This is a genomic window from Streptomyces sp. RLA012, from assembly GCF_056270325.1.
Genome location: NZ_JBWDPA010000002.1, coordinates 3,020,076 through 3,040,870 on the forward strand (window position 1 = coordinate 3,020,076; position 20,795 = coordinate 3,040,870).

Consider the following 20,795-nt stretch of genomic DNA (forward strand, 5'->3'; position numbering starts at 1 on the left):
CAGAATTCCTGCCGGTCCTGCCACTGTATGCAAGCGCGCGGACAGCTGGCGAAGTTCCCGCACCTCCTACGCCGAGAGCGAGAATTCCGCGGGTGACAGGCCCGACTTCCGTTCGCCGACAGCGATCGGAACCGGGCGTCGCGGACCCCGTACGGACGGGTCGCGGTCAGCGATGTCAGTGGGGCGGTCCACAATGGTGCGCGTCAGAACCCGTTCATGCCCCGGCAGAGACTGTGAAGGAGCCGCAGCAGCGATGGCCCGCCGCAGCACGAAGACCCCGCCGCCCGACGACTCGTACGAGGAGAAGATCCTCGACATCGACGTCGTGGACGAGATGCAGGGCTCCTTCCTCGAATACGCGTACTCGGTCATCTACTCGCGAGCCCTGCCGGACGCCCGCGACGGCCTCAAGCCCGTGCACCGCCGCATCGTGTACCAGATGAACGAGATGGGGCTGCGCCCCGACCGCGGCTATGTGAAGTGCGCCCGCGTCGTCGGCGAGGTCATGGGTAAGCTCCACCCGCACGGCGACGCGTCGATCTACGACGCGCTGGTGCGTCTGGCCCAGCCCTTCTCCATGCGCCTGCCGCTGGTCGACGGCCACGGCAACTTCGGCTCGCTCGGCAATGACGACCCGCCGGCCGCCATGCGTTACACCGAGTGCCGGATGGCCGACGCCACGTCACTGATGACCGAGTCCATCGACGAGGACACGGTCGATTTCGCGCCGAACTACGACGGCCAGGAGCAGGAGCCCGACGTCCTCCCGGCGGCGTACCCGAATCTCCTGGTCAACGGCTCGTCCGGGATCGCCGTGGGCATGGCGACGAACATGCCGCCGCACAACCTCGGCGAGGTCATCGCGGCCGCCCGCCATCTGATCCGCTATCCGGGCGCCGACCTGGACACACTGATGAAGTACGTGCCCGGCCCCGACCTGCCCACCGGCGGCCGGATCGTCGGCCTGACCGGGATCAGGGACGCCTACGAGTCGGGCCGCGGCACCTTCAAGATCCGCGCCACGGTGTCGGTGGAGGACGTCACGGCGCGCCGCAAGGGTCTCGTCGTCACCGAACTGCCCTTCACCGTCGGCCCGGAGAAGGTGATCGCCAAGATCAAGGACCTGGTCGGCGCCAAGAAGCTGCAGGGCGTCGCCGATGTGAAGGACCTCACCGACCGTGCGCACGGACTGCGCCTGGTCATCGAGATCAAGAACGGCTTCGTGCCGGAAGCGGTCCTGGAGCAGCTCTACAAGCTGACGCCGATGGAGGAGTCCTTCGGCATCAACAACGTGGCACTGGTGGACGGCCAGCCGCTCACCCTGGGCCTCAAGGAGCTCCTTGAGGTCTATCTCGACCACCGCTTCGACGTCGTACGCCGTCGCAGCGAGTTCCGCCGCAGCAAGAAGCGCGACCGGCTGCACCTGGTCGAGGGCCTCCTCGTCGCACTCCTGGACATCGACGAGGTCATCCGCCTCATCCGTTCCAGCGACAACTCGGCGCAGGCCAAAGAGCGCCTGATCGAGCACTTCTCCCTCTCCGAGATCCAGACGCAGTACATCCTGGACACGCCGCTGCGCCGCCTGACCAGGTTCGACCGCATCGAGCTGGAGTCGGAGCGCGACCGGCTCAACGGCGAGATCGACGAGCTGACCGGCATCCTCGATTCCGACGCGGAGCTGCGCAAGCTGGTCTCCGGCGAACTCGCCGCGGTCGCCAAGAAGTTCGGCACCGACCGGCGCACGGTGCTCCTGGAGTCCGCGGGCGCCCCCGCCGCCACGGTGCCGCTCCAGGTGGCCGACGACCCGTGCCGCGTGCTGCTGTCCTCGACGGGCCTGCTCGCCCGTACGGCCAACGGCGACCCCTTCGGCGAGGTCGAGGACGCCAAGCGCACCAAGCACGACCTGATCGTCTCCGCGGTGCCCGCGACGGCCCGCGGCGAGATCGGCGCGGTCACGTCCTCGGGCCGCCTGCTGCGACTGAACGTGATCGACCTGCCGCAGCTGCCGGAGACGGCGTCGGCGCCCAACCTCTCCGGGGGCGCACCGATCGCGGAGTTCCTGTCCTCCCTGGAGCCGGACGAGGCGGTGATCTGTCTGACGACGCTCGACGAGGCCTCGCCCGGCCTGGCGATCGGCACCGAACAGGGTGTCGTGAAGCGTGTGGTCCCCGACTACCCCTCGAACAAGGAGGAGTTGGAGGTCATCACCCTCAAGGACGGCGACAGGATCGTCGGCGGGGTCGAGCTGCGCACCGGCGAGGAGGACCTGGTCTTCATCACGGACGACGCCCAGCTGCTGCGCTACCAGGCCTCGCAGGTCCGTCCGCAGGGCCGCGCGGCGGGCGGCATGACGGGCATCAAGCTCACCGACGGCGCGAAGGTGATCTCCTTCACGGCGGTCGACCCGGCGGTGGACGCGGTGGTGTTCACGGTGGCGGGCTCGCGCGGCACGCTGGACGACTCCGTTCAGACCACGGGCAAGCTGACACCGTTCGACCAGTACCCGCGCAAGGGCCGCGCCACGGGTGGCGTGCGCTGCCAGCGGTTCCTGAAGGGCGAGGACTGCCTCTCGCTGGCCTGGGCGGGCGCGACTCCGGCACGGGCCGCGCAGAAGAACGGCACACCGGCCGAGCTCCCGGAGATCGACCCGCGCCGCGACGGCTCGGGCGTGTCCCTCACGAAGACGGTGTCGGTGGTGGCGGGCCCGGTGTAACCGGGCGCAGCCCGGTGTAACCGGGCGCAGCCCGGTCGGCGTGCGGGCCGAGTGATCTGTGGGTCGGTCGGCCCGCGGGTCGGTCGGCCCGCCGACCGTTCGGCCCGCGGGTCAGTCGACCTCTTCGAGTCCTTCGGGCTCCGGCTCCCGTACGTAACGGAGGACGCCCCACATGCTGTGCTCGTCGGCGTGCGGGACGTCCTCCTTGCACGCCTCCAGTTCCTTCGCCAGGGCTGCCGTGTCGACGCCGGAGCCGATGAGCACGAGCTGCGTGAGACGCTCCTCGGCAGCGCCCCAGGGCTCCGGACAGAACCTCAGGAACCTCCCTACGGCGTGCACGGAGTAGCGGTTGGCGCGATCGTGGGCGCCGAAGTCGACGTACCCCTTGATGCGGTACAGCCCCTCGGGCCTGCTGTCGAGGAACTCCATCAACCGCCTCGGGCCGAGCGGGACTTCGGCGGTGAAGGAGAGGGATTCGTAGGCCGAGTGCAGGTGGCCGTCGTGGTCGCCGTGCGCAGCGCGCTCGCCCTCCGCGTGCCGGTGGAGGTCGTCGAAGGACAGCTGCCCGACGCGCTCCTCGCTCGGCCTGCAGTCGAAGAGGAACTCGGGGTCGACACGGCCGTGGGTGGCGGGGACGACGGCGGCCCGGTCGACGAGGTCCCGGACGGTGCGGAGCACACGCTCGCCGTCGTCGGCCCGGTCGACCTTGTTGACGACGACCAGGTCGGCGAGGGCGAGGTGCCGGTCGATCTCGGGATGCTTCTCCCGTGTGCCGTCGAACTCGGCGGCGTCGACGACCTCGACGAGCCCGCCGTACACGATCCGCGGATGCTCGCTGGCGAGCACCATCCGCACGAGCTCCTGCGGCTCGGCGAGGCCGCTCGCCTCGATGACGATGACGTCGATACGGGCCGAGGGCCGAGCGAGCCGCTCAAGATAGACGTCGAGTTCGCTGGCGTCCACGGCGCAGCACAGGCAGCCGTTCCCGAGCGAGACGGTGGAGTCCCCGAGGGCTCCGGCCACGGCCATCGCGTCGATCTCGATCGCTCCGAAGTCGTTGACGACGGCCCCGATGCGGCTGCCGCCGCTCCGGTGCAGGAGGTGGTTGAGGAGGGTGGTCTTGCCCGAGCCGAGGAAGCCCGCGAGGACGATGACCGGGATCTGCGGCAGGCTCGACCGACTCAACGTGCGCCCTCTCTGAAAGCTGTGCGTACACCGGCTCGTGGACCGGCTCCCGTACGAGGAATGAATGCCGCCCCAGGATACGAGTGGGAGCAATCGCCGCTAAGTGAACGATTGTTAGCAGCGCTCGCGGGGCACACGTTGGGCATGGCGCCGGAACGCGCGACCCGTGCTTCCCTCCGTGCGCCTCCTCTCCGCCTCCCTGACGATCACAACCGCTCGGCAACACTGGGAGACGGCAAGCGCGCCGCCCACCGCTCGCCGGTCCGCTCCCTGTCGACCCGCACCCGACGACCGGCGGAACGGTCGCCTGATTCGGGGGTTGACATGGCCACACAGAAACGTGGGACACGGGGACGGGGATCCGCCGCGACGCTCGGGCTGGCGTGCGCGGCCGGCGCCGTCAGCGCCCTCGTCGCACAGCATCACCAGATCAGGAAACTGCGCCTGAGGCTCGAACAGTACGAGCAAAGCCGCGACGAGCGGCAGCGGCACATCAATCTGGCGCACCAGCAACGGCTCCTCTGGGAGCTGCTGAGCAAAGCCATGGAAGACCCGGCCCTGGCCGCCGTACTCGACACGCACCAGGGCACGATCCCACCGGCCAAGCACCGGCAGTTCCTCTTCGCCAACGCGTTGTACACCAACGCACTGCTCGCCTACCGCATCGGCAATGTCAACCAGGCCGAGCTCTTCGGGCACCTTCGCAGCACCGTCCAGAACCCGATCTTCCGGGAGTACTGGGAGGTGACCCGGCTGAACCGCGCGAGCCTTGAGTACAACTCGGTGGAGGCTCAGGTCGGGCGCATGGTGGATGGCCTGATCCACGATCTCGACGAGGCGGACACGGACGAATGGTGGGTCGTGGGCAGCCCTCCCGAATGAGCTGCCGTTGTACCGGCACCCGGGCGGCACCCGCCGTACCGGCAAATGGGCGACACCCACGCAATACCCTGCGGCCGTATCGATCACGCTCGTAGCATCTGGCCCGCCAGCCAACCTGGTGGAACCCGCCCCACTCCAACTCCAGAACCGAGAAAGCCCATTGAAGATCAAACGTCGAGTCGGCGATGCCCCACGAGCACGAGGGAGCCTGACAGGTGAGTCCTGCCCCGACATCTTTGAGCTCAGCACCGGCGACTTCGCCGTGATCGGCACCGACAGGACCGAGGCGCTGGACGGCGAACTGCCGGCCGACGCCACGCGCGGCGACGACGAACGGATCGTCGTCATCACCCGCGAGACCCTGGTGCGCGCCAAGGCCGACATTCCCGACCTCTGACCGGCGCCCGGCGTCGGTCGCGTCCGCGCAGCCACCCGAAGCCGACGCCGCCCGTCTCCCGCCGCTCGGCGATGCCGGACGATCCCGTATCATCGAACGCCGGAACAGACGGCCCGGACCGCCTCATGACGCCGCCGCCGACACCGGCGGCACGCCCGGCGGACCGCAGACGATCGGCGCCCAAGGGGCCACCCAGCCCCTCGGGTGCCTGCCGCCTGCGCGCGCATCGAAGCAGAATGGCTGATTCCCGACGTGACGCGGACGCGATCTTGGCTGGATTGCCGTGGCCGCTCAGCCAAGATGGCAGGCTACCGTCCGTGATCACACCAGACATCATCCGGCGCATCGGTGCATCTCCACAACAGCGAGGAAGCATGGACGGTCAAACCTGTCCTGACATCTTCGAGCTGAGTGACGGCTCTTTCGCCGTCATCGGCACCGACAGGACTGCCGCCCTGGACAGCAGGCTCCCCGCGGATGCAGGCCGTGCGAGTGACGAGCGAATTGTGGTCATCACACGAGAGACCCTAATTCGCGCCAAGATCGACATTCCCGAAGCCTGACCTGCCCCTCGCCTCACGTCCGCCACTCTCCGGGCCTGGCCACTCCTGCCACGGCGGCCAGGCCCTTTCTCCGCCGCTTCTGACCCTGCAGGCTCTTCTAACCCTGCAGGCTCTTCTAACCCTGCAGGCCTTTCGTGCCCTTCGGGCTCGGCACGCGCAGCCCGCCGTCCGGCATCCGAGCGGCGCCGGCGTCAACACCGTCAGACCTCGACCGGCACCTGCGGCTCCGGCCCCACATACCGTGCCGCCGGGCGGATGATTTTCGAGTCCTCCGCCTGCTCCACGATGTTGGCACTCCAGCCGACGACCCGGGCCGCGGCGAAGGTGGGGGTGAACATCTCACGCGGCAGCCCGCACAGTTCCATGACCACACCGGCGTAGAACTCGACATTGGTGTGGAGTTCGCGCCCGGGCTTGAGCTCGGCCAGGATCGCCTCCACCCGCCGCTCGACCTCGACGGCGAAGTCGACCAGAGGGCCGCCGAATTCCTGCGCGATACCCCGCAGCATGCGGGAGCGAGGGTCCTCGGTGCGGTAGACGGGGTGCCCGAAGCCCATGATGCGATCGCCCGCGAGAACCCGCTCGCGGATCCAGGAGTCGATGCGGTCGGGGGTGCCGATCGCATCGAGGGTGTCCAGCGCCCGGCTCGGCGCACCACCGTGCAGCGGACCCGACAACGCTCCCACCGCGCCCACCAGACACGCGGCCACGTCCGCACCTGTCGACGCGATCACGCGGGCGGTGAAGGTTGATGCATTGAATCCGTGATCAATGGTTGATATCAAGTACTGCTCGACCGCACGGGCCCGCACCGGGTCCGGCTCCGCACCCGTCAGCATGTAGAGATAGTTCGCGGCGTACGCGAGATCGTCGCGGGGCTCCACCGGCTCCAGCCCCTGCCCGAGCCGGTACAGCGCGGTGAGCAACGTCGGCACGGCCGCGCACGCCGCGAGCGTGTCCGCGCGGCGCCGGTCGGCGTCGATGTCGTACACCGGCCGGAACCTCGATGAGGCGCCGAGCAGCGACAATGCCGTGCGCAGTCCCGCGAGCGGCCCGGAGGACCCGGTCGCGGCGGCGATCGCGGGCAGGGCGGCGCGCACCTCGTCCGGCAGCCTGCGCAGCGCCGCGGTCCGCCGGGCGAAGGCGGCGCTGCGCGCCGCGTCCGGCAGTTCGCCGTGGATCAGCAGATGCCACACGTCCTCGAACCCGCGGGTCCGCGCGAGTTCGACGGCGGAGTACTGGCGGTAGTGATAAAAGCCCTCCAGCCCCCTGACGTCACCCAGCGCGGTGTCGGTGACGATGACACCCGCGAGCCCTCGCGGCACATCGACAGGAGCGATGGACGGTACGGCCACGGCCCGGTTGTTCGGCATGATTTCCTCCCTGGACTTGATCCGACTGTCCATGCTTGACTCAATGCCTGTCAATATTGATTGAATCAAGATGCCGATACACGGATACAGTGGCGTCCATGAGGGATCAGGAACCGGCAGCGTCGGCACACGAAGGTCGAAGGCTCAGCACCAAGGAGGCCGCCGAGCTGCTCGGCGTGAAGCCCGAGACTGTGTACGCGTATGTGAGCCGCGGTCAGCTCAGCAGCCGGCGCGCCCCCGACGGTCGCGGCAGCACCTTCGACGCCAAGGACGTGGAGGAGCTCCGGCGGCGCAACCGGCGCGATTCCAGCGGGAGTTCGAGCACCGGCGGCGAGCTGTCCGTCCGTACCCGGATCACGCTGATCGACAAGGACCGGTACTACTACCGCGGCGTCGACGCGACCGAACTGGCCGCGCGTCACTCCTACGAAGAGATCGCCGAATGGCTGTGGACCGGAGAACTGCGCCCCGGCGTCACGTTCACCGCCCCGGAGGCGTCCGTCACCGCCGCCCGCGCCGCCGTCGCCGCGCTGCCCGAGCACAGTGGTCCCACGGACCGGCTGCGCGTCGCGGCGGTCGCCGCCTCGGTCGCCGATCCACTGCGCTACGACCTCTCGGAGAACGCCGTCCTCGGCACCGCGCGCACTCTGATCCCCACCCTCGTAGCCGCTCTCCCACCCATGCGTCTTGAGCACCGCGACGAAGCACCGCTGGCCCACCATCTGTGGTCGCGTCTGAGCGGCCGCACACCCGACGAGGCGTCACTGCGCGTGCTGGACACGGCACTCGGTCTGCTCGCCGACCACGACCTGGCCGCCTCGACGCTCGCGGTACGGGTCGCCGCGTCGGCCCGGGCGCACGCGTACGCCGCCGTCTCGGCGGGCCTCGGCGTGCTCGAAGGACCCCTGCACGGCGCGGCCGGCGGGCTCGCCCACCGGCTGCTCCTCGACGTCCTGGAGCGCGGCACCGCGGCCCCCGTGGTCGCCGACGAGCTGCGCGCCGGGCGCAGTGTCCCCGGGCTCGGCCACCGCCTCTACACGGGCGAGGACCCGCGCGCGCGTGCCCTGTTCGCCCTTCTGGAGGAGATGCCCGGCGCCGCGCCCGCCCTGGCGGCGGCCCGGGACATCGTGACCACCACCGCCCGCCACACCCCTCTGCACGCCAATGTCGACCTGGCGCTGGCCGTGTTCACGGTCGCCTCCGGCATGCACTCCGACGCCGCGGAGACGGTCTTCGCTGTCGCCCGGACGGCGGGATGGATCGCGCACACCCTGGAGGAGTACGGGGAGCGCCCGCTGCGCATGCGCCCGAGCGGTCAGTACGTAGGGGCGCGGCCTCCCCAGCCACTCCCCGAGTGAGCACCCGGGCGCCCCGGCGCGCGCCGAATGCGCCCGAAGTGCGCCCCCATCGAGGCGGTCGGAAGTCGCCCTGTGCGAAGTCAGGTTAGGCTCACCTCTGTGAGTACGTGCACGACCGCGTCCCGGGACCTCGACGAGCCCCTCGCGGGGACCGCGGCGACCGCGAGGACATGGCTGCTGCTCGAACAGCCCGGCCCCTGGGGCGCCAAGGCGCTCACGTCGAGCCACCTGGACCCCGTGCTCGGCCGTGCGCTCGAAACGGCCGCCCAGGCCACCGGGATGCGGATCGCGCTCATCCGCCGCCCCGGACGGCACGCCGACTGCGGTACGGCCGCCGAGCGCCATGTGTACGCGGCGCACACCACTCCGGGAAACGTCTGGCTGCACAGCGCCACGACGTGCGACCCGGAGCAGTTGCTCGACCTGGACTTCACCGCGCTCGGACTGGGTGACCCTCGCACCTTCGACGCGGTGCTCCGGGGGCGCCGCCACACGGGAGACCCGCTCGCGCTCGTCTGCACCAACGGCAAACGCGACCGCTGCTGCGCCCTCCTGGGCCGGCCCCTCGCGGCCGAACTCGCCGCCTCCGGGGTGGAGGGCGCGTGGGAGGTCACCCACCTGGGTGGTCACCGCTTCTCGCCCACGCTGCTCGTCCTGCCGTACGGATACGCGTACGGGCGGTCCGAGGCCCACGCCGTCAAGGAGGTCCTCCAGGGCGTACGGGAGGGGCGTGTCGTCACTGAGGGCTGCCGTGGCAGATCCGCCTGGGACCGTCCCGGGCAGGCCGCCGAGCTCGCCGTCCGCACGGCCTGCGGAGAGCACGCCGCCGACGCCCTCGGCGTCGTCCGCACGGACGGCGTGGCTCCGCGATGGGAGGTGACCGTCACGCACACCGACGGGCGCCTGTGGCGCGTCATCGTCGCGCAGGGCGCCTCGCTGCCGCCCCGCCCGGACAGCTGCGGCTCGGCGCTGGGTGCCCCGGCCCGGATGGACGTGGTGGCCGTGCGGGAGCTGCCCCGGGCGGCGCTCCCCGTCGCCTGCTGATCACAGGCGGCGCACCGCAGAGCAGACCTGAGCGGCGGTCCCTCTACCCCGCCGGCCACACCTTCCCCACACGGCGCTCAAGAGATCCACGCCACACTCCCTACGGGGCGGCGCGCGCTCCCCCGTACCGTCATGGGTATGAGCCCCACTCCCCCCGCACGACGACTGCGCCTCGGTCTGCCGCGGCGGGTGTTCTCGCAGGTGCTGCTGATGCAGGTGGCGATAGCCGCCGGGGTTGCCGTGCTCGCGACCGGACTGTTCCTGGCCCCGCTCGGCGCACAGCTCGACGACCAGGCCATGCGCCGGGCGCTCGCGATCGCGCAGACCACGGCCGCCCAGCCGCAGATCGCCGAGGACCTGCAGACGACCCTGCCGTCCGTGAACGGCCCCGTACAGGTAGCCGCGGAACGGATCCGCAAGGCCAGCGGGGCCGAGTACGTCGTGGTGATGAACATGAACGGCGTGCGCTGGTCGCACGCCGACACCAAGCAGATCGGCGACTACGTCTCGACCGACCCCAGCCGGGCCCTGGCCGGCAAGGACGTCATGCAGATAGACAGCGGCACACTGGGGCGCTCGGCCCGCGGCAAGGTACCGCTGCGCGACAAGCACGGACAGATCATCGGCGCGGTCTCCGTGGGCATCGAGTACGACAGTGTGCGCGCCCGGCTGATCCACGCCATACCGGGACTGTTCGCGTACGCGGGCGGGGCCCTGGCCGTCGGCGCGTTCGCCGCCTATCTGCTCTCCCGGCGGGTCCAGCGGCAGACCCGTGACCTGGCCTTCTCCGATATCTCGGCGCTGCTCGCGGAGCGCGAGGCGATGCTGCACGGCATCCGGGAGGGCGTCATCGCCCTCGACCGCGCCGGGCGCGTACGCCTCCTCAACGACGAGGCACAGCGCCTGCTCGGGCTCGACGCGGAGGCCATCGGGCGGTCGCTCGACGACGTGCTCGGCCCGGGCCGTACGACCGATGTGCTGGCCGGACGGGTCACGGGCACGGATCTGCTCACCGTGCGCGGTCAGCGTGTCCTGGTCGCCAACCGTATGCCCACCGACGACGGCGCCGTGGCCACCCTGCGCGACCGCACCGAACTGGAGCAGCTCGGCCGGGAACTCGACTCCACGCGCGGGCTGATCGACGCCCTGCGTGCCCAGGACCACGAGCACGCCAACCGGATGCACACGGTCCTGGGGCTGCTCGAACTGGAGATGTACGAAGACGCCGTGGAGTTCGTCGGCGAGGTGGTCGGCGACCACAGGGTCACGGCGGAACAGGTCACCGAGAAGGTGCACGATCCGCTGCTCGCCGCGCTGCTGGTCGGCAAGGGCACGGTCGCGGCCGAGCGCGGAGTGGCCCTGTGGATCTCGGACCGGACCCTGCTGCCCGACCGGCTGGTCGACCCGCGGGGACTGGTCACCGTCGTGGGCAATCTGGTCGACAACGCACTCGACGCCGTCGCGGGCACACCGCACGCGCGCGTGGAGGTCGAATTGCGCGCCGAGGGACGTACGGCCGTACTGCGGGTACGGGACACCGGGCCCGGCATTCCGGCCGAACGGCGGGAGGTGATCTTCACCGACGGGTGGTCCACCAAGAAGCCCCCGGCCCACGGCAAGCGCGGAATCGGTCTGTCCCTGGTGCGTCGGCTCGCCGAGCGGCAGGGAGGCAGCGCGGAGGTGGCCGAGGCGAACGGCGGGGGCGCGGAGTTCACGGTCGTACTGCCGGAGGCGCTCACGGAGACCGGCCTGGCACCGGCGACCGGTTTCACGCCGAGCGCGGGGCCCGAGTTCGCCCAACCGGAACTTGTGCCGGGTCCGCCCTCGTTCCCTGAAGACACCACCGCCACCACGACTTCCACCGCCACCACGTCCACCGCCACGGCCACCACGACCACCAAGGAGGAGCCGCGATGATCGAGGTCCTGGTCGTGGACGACGACACCCGGGTCGCGCGCGTCAACGCCGCGTACGTCGAGAAAGTGCCCGGATTCCATGTGGCGGGCGAGGCGCACAGCGCCGCCGAGGCGCTGCTCCGGATGGAGACGCTGCCCCGCCTGGATCTCGTCCTGTTGGACCACTACCTGCCGGACGAGACGGGCCTCACGGTCGTCCAGGAGATGCGCCGACGCGGCCACCAGACGGACGTCATCATGGTGACCGCGGCCCGTGACATCTCGACCGTCCAGGCCGCCATGCGGCAGGGAGCGCTGCAGTACCTGGTCAAGCCGTTCGCCTTCGCGGGCCTGCGCTCCAAGCTGGAGGCCTACGCGGATCTGCGCCGCACCCTCGACGGCGGCGGCGAGGCCGAGCAGGCGCAGGTGGACCGGATTTTCGGCGCCCTGTCGGCGAGTGCGGAGCCGGACCTGCCCAAGGGGCACTCCCCCACGACCGCGGAACTCGTACGCCGCGCCCTGGTGAACGCCGGCGGCCCGCTGTCGGCCCAGGAGATCGCCGAGGAGACGGGACTGAGCCGGCAGACCGCCCAGCGTTATCTGAAGCTCCTGGAGCGCACGGGACGGGCCAGGCTGACCCTCAAATACGGCGACGCGGGCCGCCCGGAGCATCGCTACATCTGGGCGACCCACGCCTGAGGCCACGGCCGACGGGGCGGGGGGCTTCCAACCGGTTCCGTCGTCTCAGCCGACGACCTTCTTCACGAACTCCGTGGTGTACGTCTTGCTCAGGTCCACCTTGGCGTTCTTGATGTTGGGGTTGAACGCCTTGAGCACCTTCTCGACGGTCTCGGGGCCGTCCGCGGGCATGACGCCGTCCTTGGTGAACATCGGCAGCGTGCTCTCGATGGCGGTGGCGTAGAGCGTCTTGCTGCCCTGGGAGTAGTCGGCGGGCATCTCGGCCGCGATCTCGGCCGCGCTGTGCGCGGACATCCACTTGAGGGTCTTGACGAAGGCGTTGGCCAGCTTCTGGACCGTCTCCTTGTGGCCGTTCACCCAGTCCGTCTGCATGTAGAGGCTGGACGAGGGGTACGGTCCGCCGAACGCCTCCGCCGACCCCCTCGGCGTACGCATGTCGATGAGCACCTTGCCGAGGCCCTTCTGCAGGATCGTGGCGACGGTCGGGTCCGTCGTCATGCCGCCGTCGATGGCCCCCTTCTGGAGCGCGGAGATGAACGTCGGCCCGGCGCCGACGGCGATCGGGGAGAACTCGCTGACCTTCACACCGTTCTTCACCGCGAGGTACTTGGTGAGGAAGTCGGTGGAGGAGCCGAGACCCGTGATGCCGAGCTTCTTGCCCTTGAAGTCCTTGGGCGAGGTGATGTCGTCCGCACGCTTGTTGGAGACGATCTCCACCTCGCCGGGCGCCTGCGAGAACTGCACGACGGACTCCACGGACTTGCCCTTGGTCTGCAGGTCCAGGGTGTGGTCGTAGAAGCCGACGGCCCCTTGGACCTGGCCCGAGACGAGCGCGGTCTCCGCCTGCACACCGGCCGGCTCACTCAGGAGTTCGACATCCAAACCCTCGTCGTTGAAGTAGCCCAGCCGCTGGGTGAGCATCGCCGGCAGGTAGATGACCTTGTCCAGGCCACCGACCATGATCTTGACGTGCTCCCCCTTGCCACCGCCTCCGTTGCTGCCGGAGTCGGCGGTGGTGGAGGCCGCGTCGTTGGCGCAGGCGGTGAGCGAGGAGAGGGCGAGCAGACCGGCGGCTGCCAGCGCGGAGTATCTGGCGGTCTTGCGCATGATGGGTCACGTCCTTGTGAGAGGTCGATGCGGGGAGGGCGGAGCGGGGAACGCCCGCGAGGGCGGGGCGGGGAAAAGGGGCGCCCCAGGGAGGGTTGAGCGGGGAATGGGCCCCTGGAGGGTGCTGAGAGGAAAACGGGCACCCTGGGTGGGCGATCGCGGCCCGCGGACACTGGGTACGCGATCGCGGCTCGGCGATCCCGAGTGGCCGATCACGGCTCGGCGCCCCTGGGCGGGCGGTCCTGGGTGAGCGGTCCTGGGTGAGCGGTCCTGAGTGGGCGGTCCTGAGTGGGCGGTCAGCTCTCGGAGTCCGACGGCTTCCACCGGAAGATGCGCCGCTCCGCGAAGGTGAGCAGCCCTTCCGCGAGCAGGGCGACGACGGCGAGGATGACCATCGCGGCGTACACACCGGCCGCGTTGAAGGTGCCCTGCGACTGCGCGACGAGCAATCCGATGCCCTTCGTGGCGCCGATGTACTCCCCGACGATCGCGCCGATGAGGGCGAAGCCGAAGCTGACGTGGAGGCTGGTGAAGATCCACGAGGTGGCGGACGGGACGACGACCTGAAGCGTCACCCGGCGGTCGCTCGCGCCGAGGATCCGGGCGTTGGCGACGAGGTTGCGGTCGACCTCGCGGGCCCCCTGGAAGGCGTTGAAGAAGACCGGGAAGAAGACGAGAACCACGGCCGAGGCGACCTTGGAAGCCGGTCCCAGTCCGAACCAGATCACGAAGATCGGTGCGAGGACGATCCTGGGTATGGAGTTGAGCACCTTGATGTACGGACCGAGAACATCCGCGAGGAAGGCGATGCGCCCCAGCGCGATGCCGAAGACCACACCCGCCACGACCCCGATGACCCAGCCGAGCAGTGCCTCGTGGAGCGTGTACCAGATCTGCTCCCCGAGCGAGCCCAGTGCGGTCCCATGGGTCGCCCAGGTGTAGATCTGGTCCCAGATCTTGGACGGCATCGAGAAGTTGAACGGATCGATGATCTTGGCCCGTGCGAACACCTCCCACAGGCCGAGCACGGCGACCAGGAGTACCGCGCGGGCGGTGGCGACGATCACCTTGCGTCTGCGGGCGGCCCGGGCACGGGTGTGCGCACGCCCCTGCTTGACGGGTTCTGTGGCGGTCAGAGCGACGACGGCCTCGGGCATGATGTCAGGCGACATTGGCCGCACCCCTCTCGCGCGTGATGCGGACCTCTTCGCCGAGGGACTCCCAGATCTCGCGGTAGATCTCGATGAACCGCGGCTCCAGGCGCACCGATTCGACCTTGCGCGGCCGCGGCAGATCGATGTCGAAGACCTGCTTCACGGTGGCCGGGCCCGCCGTCATCACGACGACCTTGTCGGCGAGCGCGATGGACTCCTCCAGGTCGTGGGTGACGAAGACGACGGAGGCGCCCGTGCCCTCCCACAACTCCAGGAGCTCGTCCGACATCAGGGCCCTGGTCTGCACGTCGAGCGCCGAGAAGGGCTCGTCCATCAGCAGGATCTCGGGGTCGTTGACGAAGGTCGCGGCGAGGGCGACGCGCTTGCGCTGGCCGCCGGAGAGCTGGTGCGGGTAGCGGTCCTCGAAGGCCGAGAGTCCGACCCGGGCCAGCCATTCGCGGGCCCGCTGCTTGGCCTCCGCCTTGGGCACGCCACGGAAGCGCGGTCCGGCCATGACATTGGAAAGGACCGTACGCCAGGGGAAGGTGGCGTCCTGCTGGAAGACGAAACCCACCTTGTCGCCGACGCCCGCGACCGGCTCACCGGCCACCATGACCTCGCCCTCGGTGGGCTCCTCAAGGCCGCTCACCAGGGTCAGCGTGGTGGACTTCCCGCAGCCCGTGGGGCCGACGACGGCCACGAACTCGCCACGGCCGATGGTCAGGTCCAGCTCCCTGACCGCCGTGTGCAGACCCCCTGACGGGGTCCTGAAGATCTTGCTCGCGCCCCGCAGCTCGATGGCGGGGCTGGTGTCTGCGCTCATGGCCCGGGACCGTAGATGTGGCGCGGGCCACAGCATCAGTCTTCTGGGCGCAAGGCCTTCTTCTGCTTGCAAGAGTCTGTTGTGCTCGTTTTGCTCGCGCTACAACAGCGGAGCCGAAACACGGGCTTAACGCTCGCCAGGCCTTGAGAGAAAGAGGCCCGATGATTGACGTCCTGGTCGTGGACGACGACTTCCGCGTCGCTGAGATCAACGCGAGGTACGTGGGGAAGGTTCCCGGGTTCCGGGTGGCCGCCCGCGCGCACAGCGCCGCCCAGGCCCTGGCCGCCGTGGAGCGCGCGCCCGTCGACCTGGTACTGCTCGACCACTATCTGCCCGACCAGACCGGCCTCGAACTGGTCCATCGCATGCGCGAACGCGGCCACGGCACCGACGTCATCATGATCACCGCGGCCAGTGATGTCGTCACCGTGCAGGCGGCGATGCGTCTGGGTGCCCTGCACTATCTGGTCAAGCCGTTCACCTTCGCCGCGCTGCGCACCCGTCTCGATTCGTACGCCGCCCTGCGACGCACCGTCGACCGGGTGGGCGGGCGCGGCGTCGCGGGCCAGGAGCAGGTCGACCGGATATTCGGCGCCCTGCGCACCACGCCCGTGCCCTCGTCCCCGGGGCTGCCCAGCGGACACTCGGAGCCCACCACAGACCTGATCTGTGGCGTTCTCCACCGCGCGGGCCACCCGCTGTCGGCCCACGAGGTGGCCGCCGAGACAGGCCTCAGCCGCTCCACCGCCCAGCGCTATCTGCGCCACCTCGAACAGGCGGGACGGCTGCGTCTGTCGCTCAAGTACGGCGACACGGGCAGACCGGAACACCGGTACGCGTGGGTGGCACCTTGAGCCTCTGCCCTACGCCAGGCCCATGGCCCTCCGACCGACACACGAGGTACGTCGCCGCAGACACCCAAACCCTCCTCGGCGCCCCCTCGACCGGGCGCACCCACAGGCGCTCGTCGGCGGCGTCCTCAGACCGCTCCGGCACCCGTCAACGACCGCACCTCGGTCTCCGCGTGCTTGGCCTCGTCCGGCGGCTCCACCGAGGTGACCGTGCCCAGCCAGCCCGCGAGGAAGCCGAGCGGAATCGACACCAGGCCGGGGTTCTGCAGCGGAAAGTACTGGAAGTCCACGCTCGGGAACAGCGATTCGGGGCTTCCCGACACCACTGGAGACAGCAGGACGAGCAGCAGCGCGGGCACCAGCCCGCCGTATACGGCCCACACGGCGCCGCGCGTCGTGAAATCCCGCCAGAACAGCGAGTACAACAGCACCGGCAGGTTCGCGGACGCGGCGACCGCGAAGGCCAGGCCCACCAGAAAGGCCACGTTGAGGTCGCGTGCCAGCAGCCCGAGCGCGATCGCGACCACTCCGATGCCCACCGCCGCGGAACGCGCCACGGCGACCTCGCTACGGGGCTTGGCATGCCGGCGACGCAGTGAGGCGTAGAGGTCGTGGGCCACGGACGCCGAGGACGCCAGGGTGATCCCGGCGACGACCGCGAGGATCGTGGCGAAGGCGATGGCTGCGACGACGGCAAAGAGAACCGTTCCTCCGGCTGAGTTCGCACCGCCGCCGAGATCGAGCGCGAGCAGCGGAACCGCCGTGTTCCCCGCCGCGTTCGAACCGCGCACCGCCTCCGGACCGACGATCGCCGCCGCTCCGAACCCCAGCACGATCGTCATCAGGTAGAAGCCCCCGATGAGCCCGACCGCCCAGACCACCGAGCGCCGCGCCGCCCGCGCTGTCGGCACGGTGTAGAAGCGCGACAGGATGTGCGGCAGCCCGGCCGTGCCGAGCACCAATGCGAGGCCCAGGCTGATGAAGTCGAGGCGCGCCGTCCAGTCCCCGCCGTACTTCAGCCCGGGCGCGAGAAACGCGTCGCCGTGCCCGCTGCGCTCCGCCGCCGAACGCAGCAACTGATTGACATCCCCGTGAAACCGCACCAGGACGAGCGCGGTCAGGGCGATGGTGCCCCCCAGCAACAAGACCGCCTTGACGATCTGAATCCATGTGGTGGCCCGCATCCCGCCCAGCGACACATAGATCACCATGAGCGCGCCGACGCCGATCACCGTCCAGCTCCGCGCCGCCTCGCTCGAACCTCCCAGCAACAGCGCGACCAGGCTGCCCGCACCCACCATCTGCGCCACCAGATACAGAACGGACACGGTCACCGAGGAAGTTCCCGCCGCGATCCGCACCGGCCGCTCACTCATCCGGGCCGCGACGACATCGGCGAGGGTGAACCGCCCGCAGTTGCGCACCAGCTCCGCGACCAGGAACAGAACGACGAGCCAGGCGACGAGAAACCCCACGACATACAGCAGCCCGTCGTAGCCGTAGAGCGAGATGAGCCCGGTGACCCCCAGGAAGGACGCCGCCGACATGTAGTCGCCGGAAATGGCAAAACCATTCTCCATCGGCGAGAACAGCCGCCCGCCGACATAGAACTCCTCGGCCGAACCATGCCGGTTGCGACTCACCCACGTCGTGATCGCCAGCGTCACCGCCACGAACGCGCTGAACAGCAGCAGCGCCAGCGTCTGATGGTTGCCGGTCACCGCTCACCACCTCTGAGGTTCCGCGTCAGCTCCTGGGTGTCCCAGCGCAGATCGAGCGCGGCCCGGTCCCTGCGCAGCCGCGCATGCCGGGCGTACGCCCAGGTGAACAGGAACGTGGTGAGGAACTGCCCGAGTCCCGCCACCATCGCCACGTTCACGGCGCCCGCGACGGGCCGGGCCATGAACCCGGGTGCCGTCGTCGCGGTCACCACATAGCCCACGTACCAGGTGAAGAACACGGCGACGCCCGGGACCACAAACCTCCGGTACCGGCTGCGCACCTCCTGGAAGGCCGCGCTGCGCTGCACCTCCAGATAGACGTCGGCCGTCCCACCCCTGCGGCCCTCGTGCTCCGGGCGCGCTGACGGCACAGCGGGAGCGGGGGCTCCCGTGCCGTCCAACTCACCCCAGCCGGAGGCGAGCGCGTCGTACCAGGGATCGTCGAACCCGACCTCCCCGGTGTCGCGACCGTCGTGCTTCTCCACCGAACTCTCCTTGTCCGCGACCCGTTTCGGCCGCGTGCCCAAGGATGGGCAGATCGGGAAGATCCCGGACTCTTCTCTCCGTGGTCTTCACCCCATCAGGTGACTCAGCCCGCGGGTGGCCGTACGAGACCCTTCCCATAGGCGTAACGCACGGCTTGAGCACGGTCCTTGAGCCCCGTCTTGGCGAAGAGGTTGTTGATGTGGGTCTTCACGGTGGCGGTGGAGACATGCAGCTTGCGGGCGATCTCCTGATTGGTGAGGCCGTCGGCGATCAGCAGCAACACCTCGGTCTCGCGCGTGGTGAGCCCATCGGGCGCCTCCACCGGCGCCTCGGACACACGCTCCCGCTCCGGCTCCGACAGTCGCTCCAGCAACCGTCTTTGAATGCTCGGCGACAGCCCCGCCTCCCCGGACAGCACACTCTCCACCGCGCGCACGATCTCATCGCCGCCCGCGTCCTTGGTGAGATAACCACGGGCTCCCGCTCTGATCGCGGGGAACAGCGACTCGTCGTCCGCGTAGGTGGTGAGCACGACAACCTGGGTCCCCGGGTACTCGGCGCGGATACGCCGGGTCGCCTCGACACCGTCACAGCGGGGCATGCGCAGGTCCATCAGCACGACGTCCGGGGCAAGCTCGGCCACGAGCGCCACGGCCTCGTGACCGTCCCCGGCCGCACCCACGACCTCGATCCCGGGCAGCAGGCCCAGCAGCATCACAATGCCCTCGCGCACCACGGTCTGGTCGTCCGCCACCACGACCCGGGCCGGCTTTCTGGGCTTCTCCGCCGTCATACGGGCACCTTCAGCGTCACCACGAACCCCTCCTCGTCCGGCCCGGCCTCCAACGAACCGCCCAGCAATTCGGCACGCTCCCGCATGCCCAACAGACCGTACCCGGCGCCCGCGCCGCTGAGCTCGCCCGGTGGTCCCCCCGAGTCCCGTACGCCCAGCGTCACTTCGTGCTCTCCGTACTCCAGCCGTACGTGGACCTTTGCGCCCGGCGCATGCTTGCGGACGTTCGTCAGAGCTTCCTGCGCGACCCTGCGCACCGCCTGAGAGGCCTCGGCCGGCAGTGGCTGACGTTCACCCGTGACGGTGATGTCGGCTCCGTCGGCCCCGGCGACCAGCTCGCCCAGGAAGTCCTCCACCGGGGACATCTCGCCCCGCAGGGCGGAGAGCGCCTGCCGGGTCTCGGCAAGCCCCTCCCGGGCCATCCCGCGTGCCGCCACGACCCGTTCGAGGATCTTCTCCCGGTCGGCGCCCCGCTCGATCAGCAGCCGGGCCGCCTCCAGGTGCACCATCTGCGCCGAGAGACTGTGCGCCAGGACGTCGTGGATCTCCCGCGCGATCCTGGCCCGCTCCGCGAGCGCCGCCGACTCCGCCTCGGCCACCCGTGCCGCACGCTCCTGGGCGAGCAGTCGCTGGGCGCTGCCGCGGGCCTCCGCGTCGAGGCGCAGCACATACCCGGCCAGGGCGAGCCCCGTGGCTGTGGCGGCTGTCGTCAGCCAGACATCGTTGTTGACGGCCGCGTACGCGCTCAGAGCCACGGAGGTGGCGGACAGTGCCGCCGCGAGGGGCAGCCTCTCCATGGCGCCGACGGCGCACCCGCACCACAGGACGATGGCCGGTACCCGGAAGCCCGTGTTCACTCCCACGGTCGCGATCGCGAGCAGCAGTGCGAGCAGCGCCAGCGAGGGCAGCAGACGGTGTTCGAGCGTGGTCCGCCAGAAGGCCCATGCCGCCAGCCCGCAGACGAGGATCCCCAGAACGCCCGCCGCGATCTTCCAGGCGCCCAGATGACCGCTCGTGAAGGTCGTCCACAGGAGCAGACCCAGGCCGAAGAGGCGTGCGGCCCAGGCGAGCGCGCGCCTGGGCTTGACCACTCCCGCTCGGGACAGCGCCTCGCGGGAGGGCCAGCGCTTCCACGCGTTCTCCGTCACACGCGCTCCTTCCACGAGCCCTGAGGCACGTCGTCACCGTACGCCGTCACCCGCGCGACGGCCGGGTGCAGGGACTGCGAACGCCAGGTCAGGAGCCCGGAGCGGACCAGCAGAGTGGCCGCGAGGGCGAGCAGCACGGCCGAACTGTCCTGATGGACGCCGAGCAGGGTGCCGATGCCGAACAGTCCCAGACGCATGGCTATGCCCACGCCCCAGACGGCCGCGCCGGCCCTGGTGCTCTTGCTCCACACCGTGCCGTCCGGCTCCGCCCATATCCGTGTCGTCCACCCCCAGGCGGCTCCCATGGCCAGCCCGATGAACAGCTCTGCCCCCAACAGCAGAATCGCCTCGGTCCGATGGTGGGTGTCGATCAGGCCCGGCTCCCGCAGAGCGATCACGGCCAGGACGGCCGGCACGATCCACCAGCGCCTGTCCATGCTGATCCTGCGCGTACGGAACTGGCGCACGACGACCAGAGCGACAACAGCGAGGATCACCAAGGCATTGACAAGCCCGGACATCAGGACCTCCGTGGGCGAGGAAGAGCGGTTGCCGACAGCGAGTGCTGTCGACGCCTTCGACGCTACGGAAATCGGCAGGTCA

At 69.9% G+C, this 20,795-nt stretch carries 19 protein-coding genes; 9 read left to right on the forward strand and 10 right to left on the reverse strand.

Translation table 11 applies throughout. From position 1 onward, the window contains the following. Window positions 1-253 precede the first annotated feature (253 nt). Window positions 254-2,713: a DNA gyrase/topoisomerase IV subunit A gene (locus RV986_RS13850; RefSeq protein ID WP_475917686.1), complete on the forward strand. Its 2,460-nt coding sequence runs from the start codon at window positions 254-256 to the stop codon at window positions 2,711-2,713. Window positions 2,714-2,824: 111 nt separating this feature from the next. Here RV986_RS13850 and RV986_RS13855 read toward each other — a convergent pair whose 3' ends face one another. Further along, entirely contained in the window at window positions 2,825-3,898 is a 1,074-nt protein-coding gene (locus RV986_RS13855) for a CobW family GTP-binding protein (protein ID WP_475917687.1), read from the reverse strand. A 324-nt stretch (window positions 3,899-4,222) separates the two neighbouring features. On the opposite strand from RV986_RS13855, the gene RV986_RS13860 reads away from it, so the two are divergent. The 3 genes from RV986_RS13860 (at window position 4,223) to RV986_RS13870 (ending at window position 5,740) form a co-directional block, all read left to right on the forward strand. Then, window positions 4,223-4,780, forward strand: a complete 558-nt coding sequence (locus RV986_RS13860) for a DUF6082 family protein (protein ID WP_475917688.1) — start codon at window positions 4,223-4,225, stop codon at window positions 4,778-4,780. A gap of 160 nt (window positions 4,781-4,940) precedes the next feature. Continuing rightward, window positions 4,941-5,177: a hypothetical protein gene (locus tag RV986_RS13865; protein ID WP_475917689.1), complete on the forward strand. Its 237-nt coding sequence runs from the start codon at window positions 4,941-4,943 to the stop codon at window positions 5,175-5,177. A gap of 374 nt (window positions 5,178-5,551) precedes the next feature. Beyond that, entirely contained in the window at window positions 5,552-5,740 is a 189-nt protein-coding gene (locus RV986_RS13870; RefSeq protein WP_475924275.1) for a hypothetical protein, read from the forward strand. Window positions 5,741-5,940: 200 nt separating this feature from the next. Here the strand turns inward: RV986_RS13870 and RV986_RS13875 are convergent, their stop codons facing one another. Next, on the reverse strand, window positions 5,941-7,113 hold the full coding sequence (locus tag RV986_RS13875) for a citrate synthase (RefSeq protein ID WP_475917690.1): 1,173 nt from the start codon (window positions 7,111-7,113) through the stop codon (window positions 5,941-5,943). Window positions 7,114-7,211: 98 nt separating this feature from the next. Here RV986_RS13875 and RV986_RS13880 point away from each other — a divergent pair, with 98 nt between their 5' ends. The 4 genes from RV986_RS13880 to RV986_RS13895 all read left to right on the forward strand — a co-directional run bounded on the left by RV986_RS13880 (window position 7,212) and on the right by RV986_RS13895 (window position 12,109). Further along, window positions 7,212-8,471, forward strand: a complete 1,260-nt coding sequence (locus RV986_RS13880; RefSeq protein WP_475917691.1) for a citrate synthase — start codon at window positions 7,212-7,214, stop codon at window positions 8,469-8,471. 99 nt (window positions 8,472-8,570) lie between these two features. Beyond that, window positions 8,571-9,515, forward strand: a complete 945-nt coding sequence (locus RV986_RS13885) for a sucrase ferredoxin (RefSeq protein ID WP_475917692.1) — start codon at window positions 8,571-8,573, stop codon at window positions 9,513-9,515. A gap of 138 nt (window positions 9,516-9,653) precedes the next feature. After that, window positions 9,654-11,432: an ATP-binding protein gene (locus RV986_RS13890; RefSeq protein ID WP_475917693.1), complete on the forward strand. Its 1,779-nt coding sequence runs from the start codon at window positions 9,654-9,656 to the stop codon at window positions 11,430-11,432. Then, a complete protein-coding gene (locus RV986_RS13895; RefSeq protein ID WP_475917694.1) occupies window positions 11,429-12,109 on the forward strand; it encodes a response regulator in 681 nt (226 codons plus the stop codon). Before RV986_RS13890 ends, RV986_RS13895 begins: the two co-directional genes overlap by 4 nt. A gap of 45 nt (window positions 12,110-12,154) precedes the next feature. On the opposite strand, the gene RV986_RS13900 is transcribed toward RV986_RS13895, so the two are convergent. The 3 genes from RV986_RS13900 to RV986_RS13910 all read right to left on the reverse strand — a co-directional run bounded on the left by RV986_RS13900 (window position 12,155) and on the right by RV986_RS13910 (window position 15,193). Further along, complete coding sequence (locus RV986_RS13900; RefSeq protein ID WP_475917695.1) at window positions 12,155-13,216, reverse strand: ABC transporter substrate-binding protein; 1,062 nt, start codon at window positions 13,214-13,216, stop codon at window positions 12,155-12,157. A gap of 296 nt (window positions 13,217-13,512) precedes the next feature. Continuing rightward, complete coding sequence (locus RV986_RS13905; RefSeq protein WP_475917696.1) at window positions 13,513-14,388, reverse strand: ABC transporter permease; 876 nt, start codon at window positions 14,386-14,388, stop codon at window positions 13,513-13,515. Continuing rightward, window positions 14,378-15,193: an ABC transporter ATP-binding protein gene (locus tag RV986_RS13910; protein ID WP_475917697.1), complete on the reverse strand. Its 816-nt coding sequence runs from the start codon at window positions 15,191-15,193 to the stop codon at window positions 14,378-14,380. Before RV986_RS13910 ends, RV986_RS13905 begins: the two co-directional genes overlap by 11 nt. 161 nt (window positions 15,194-15,354) lie before the next feature. On the opposite strand from RV986_RS13910, the gene RV986_RS13915 reads away from it, so the two are divergent. Next, the gene (locus RV986_RS13915; RefSeq protein ID WP_475917698.1) at window positions 15,355-16,047 is read left to right on the forward strand and encodes a response regulator; all 693 of its coding nucleotides are present in this window, start codon (window positions 15,355-15,357) and stop codon (window positions 16,045-16,047) included. A 125-nt stretch (window positions 16,048-16,172) separates the two neighbouring features. On the opposite strand, the gene RV986_RS13920 is transcribed toward RV986_RS13915, so the two are convergent. The 5 genes from RV986_RS13920 to RV986_RS13940 all read right to left on the reverse strand — a co-directional run bounded on the left by RV986_RS13920 (window position 16,173) and on the right by RV986_RS13940 (window position 20,713). Continuing rightward, window positions 16,173-17,765 (reverse strand): solute symporter family protein, encoded by a 1,593-nt coding sequence (locus RV986_RS13920; protein ID WP_475917699.1) that lies wholly within the window; start codon window positions 17,763-17,765, stop codon window positions 16,173-16,175. After that, entirely contained in the window at window positions 17,762-18,250 is a 489-nt protein-coding gene (locus RV986_RS13925) for a DUF485 domain-containing protein (RefSeq protein ID WP_475917700.1), read from the reverse strand. The genes RV986_RS13920 and RV986_RS13925 overlap by 4 nt, the downstream gene beginning before the upstream one ends. Before the next feature lie 104 nt (window positions 18,251-18,354). Then, the gene (locus RV986_RS13930) at window positions 18,355-19,044 is read right to left on the reverse strand and encodes a response regulator transcription factor (RefSeq protein ID WP_475917701.1); all 690 of its coding nucleotides are present in this window, start codon (window positions 19,042-19,044) and stop codon (window positions 18,355-18,357) included. Beyond that, window positions 19,041-20,192, reverse strand: a complete 1,152-nt coding sequence (locus tag RV986_RS13935) for a sensor histidine kinase (RefSeq protein WP_475917702.1) — start codon at window positions 20,190-20,192, stop codon at window positions 19,041-19,043. The genes RV986_RS13930 and RV986_RS13935 overlap by 4 nt, the downstream gene beginning before the upstream one ends. Continuing rightward, window positions 20,189-20,713 (reverse strand): DUF1453 domain-containing protein, encoded by a 525-nt coding sequence (locus RV986_RS13940; protein WP_475917703.1) that lies wholly within the window; start codon window positions 20,711-20,713, stop codon window positions 20,189-20,191. Before RV986_RS13940 ends, RV986_RS13935 begins: the two co-directional genes overlap by 4 nt. Window positions 20,714-20,795 lie beyond the last annotated feature (82 nt).

Coding starts and splice junctions, on each gene's coding strand:
- RV986_RS13940 (WP_475917703.1), bottom strand. CDS start 20,713: ATGTCCGGGCTTGTCAATGCCTTGGTGATCCTCGCTGTTGTCGCTCTG.
- RV986_RS13860 (WP_475917688.1), top strand. CDS start 4,223: ATGGCCACACAGAAACGTGGGACACGGGGACGGGGATCCGCCGCGACG.
- RV986_RS13850 (WP_475917686.1), top strand. CDS start 254: ATGGCCCGCCGCAGCACGAAGACCCCGCCGCCCGACGACTCGTACGAG.
- RV986_RS13875 (WP_475917690.1), bottom strand. CDS start 7,113: ATGCCGAACAACCGGGCCGTGGCCGTACCGTCCATCGCTCCTGTCGAT.
- RV986_RS13895 (WP_475917694.1), top strand. CDS start 11,429: ATGATCGAGGTCCTGGTCGTGGACGACGACACCCGGGTCGCGCGCGTC.
- RV986_RS13915 (WP_475917698.1), top strand. CDS start 15,355: ATGATTGACGTCCTGGTCGTGGACGACGACTTCCGCGTCGCTGAGATC.
- RV986_RS13905 (WP_475917696.1), bottom strand. CDS start 14,388: ATGTCGCCTGACATCATGCCCGAGGCCGTCGTCGCTCTGACCGCCACA.
- RV986_RS13880 (WP_475917691.1), top strand. CDS start 7,212: ATGAGGGATCAGGAACCGGCAGCGTCGGCACACGAAGGTCGAAGGCTC.
- RV986_RS13910 (WP_475917697.1), bottom strand. CDS start 15,193: ATGAGCGCAGACACCAGCCCCGCCATCGAGCTGCGGGGCGCGAGCAAG.
- RV986_RS13900 (WP_475917695.1), bottom strand. CDS start 13,216: ATGCGCAAGACCGCCAGATACTCCGCGCTGGCAGCCGCCGGTCTGCTC.
- RV986_RS13890 (WP_475917693.1), top strand. CDS start 9,654: ATGAGCCCCACTCCCCCCGCACGACGACTGCGCCTCGGTCTGCCGCGG.
- RV986_RS13870 (WP_475924275.1), top strand. CDS start 5,552: ATGGACGGTCAAACCTGTCCTGACATCTTCGAGCTGAGTGACGGCTCT.
- RV986_RS13930 (WP_475917701.1), bottom strand. CDS start 19,044: ATGACGGCGGAGAAGCCCAGAAAGCCGGCCCGGGTCGTGGTGGCGGAC.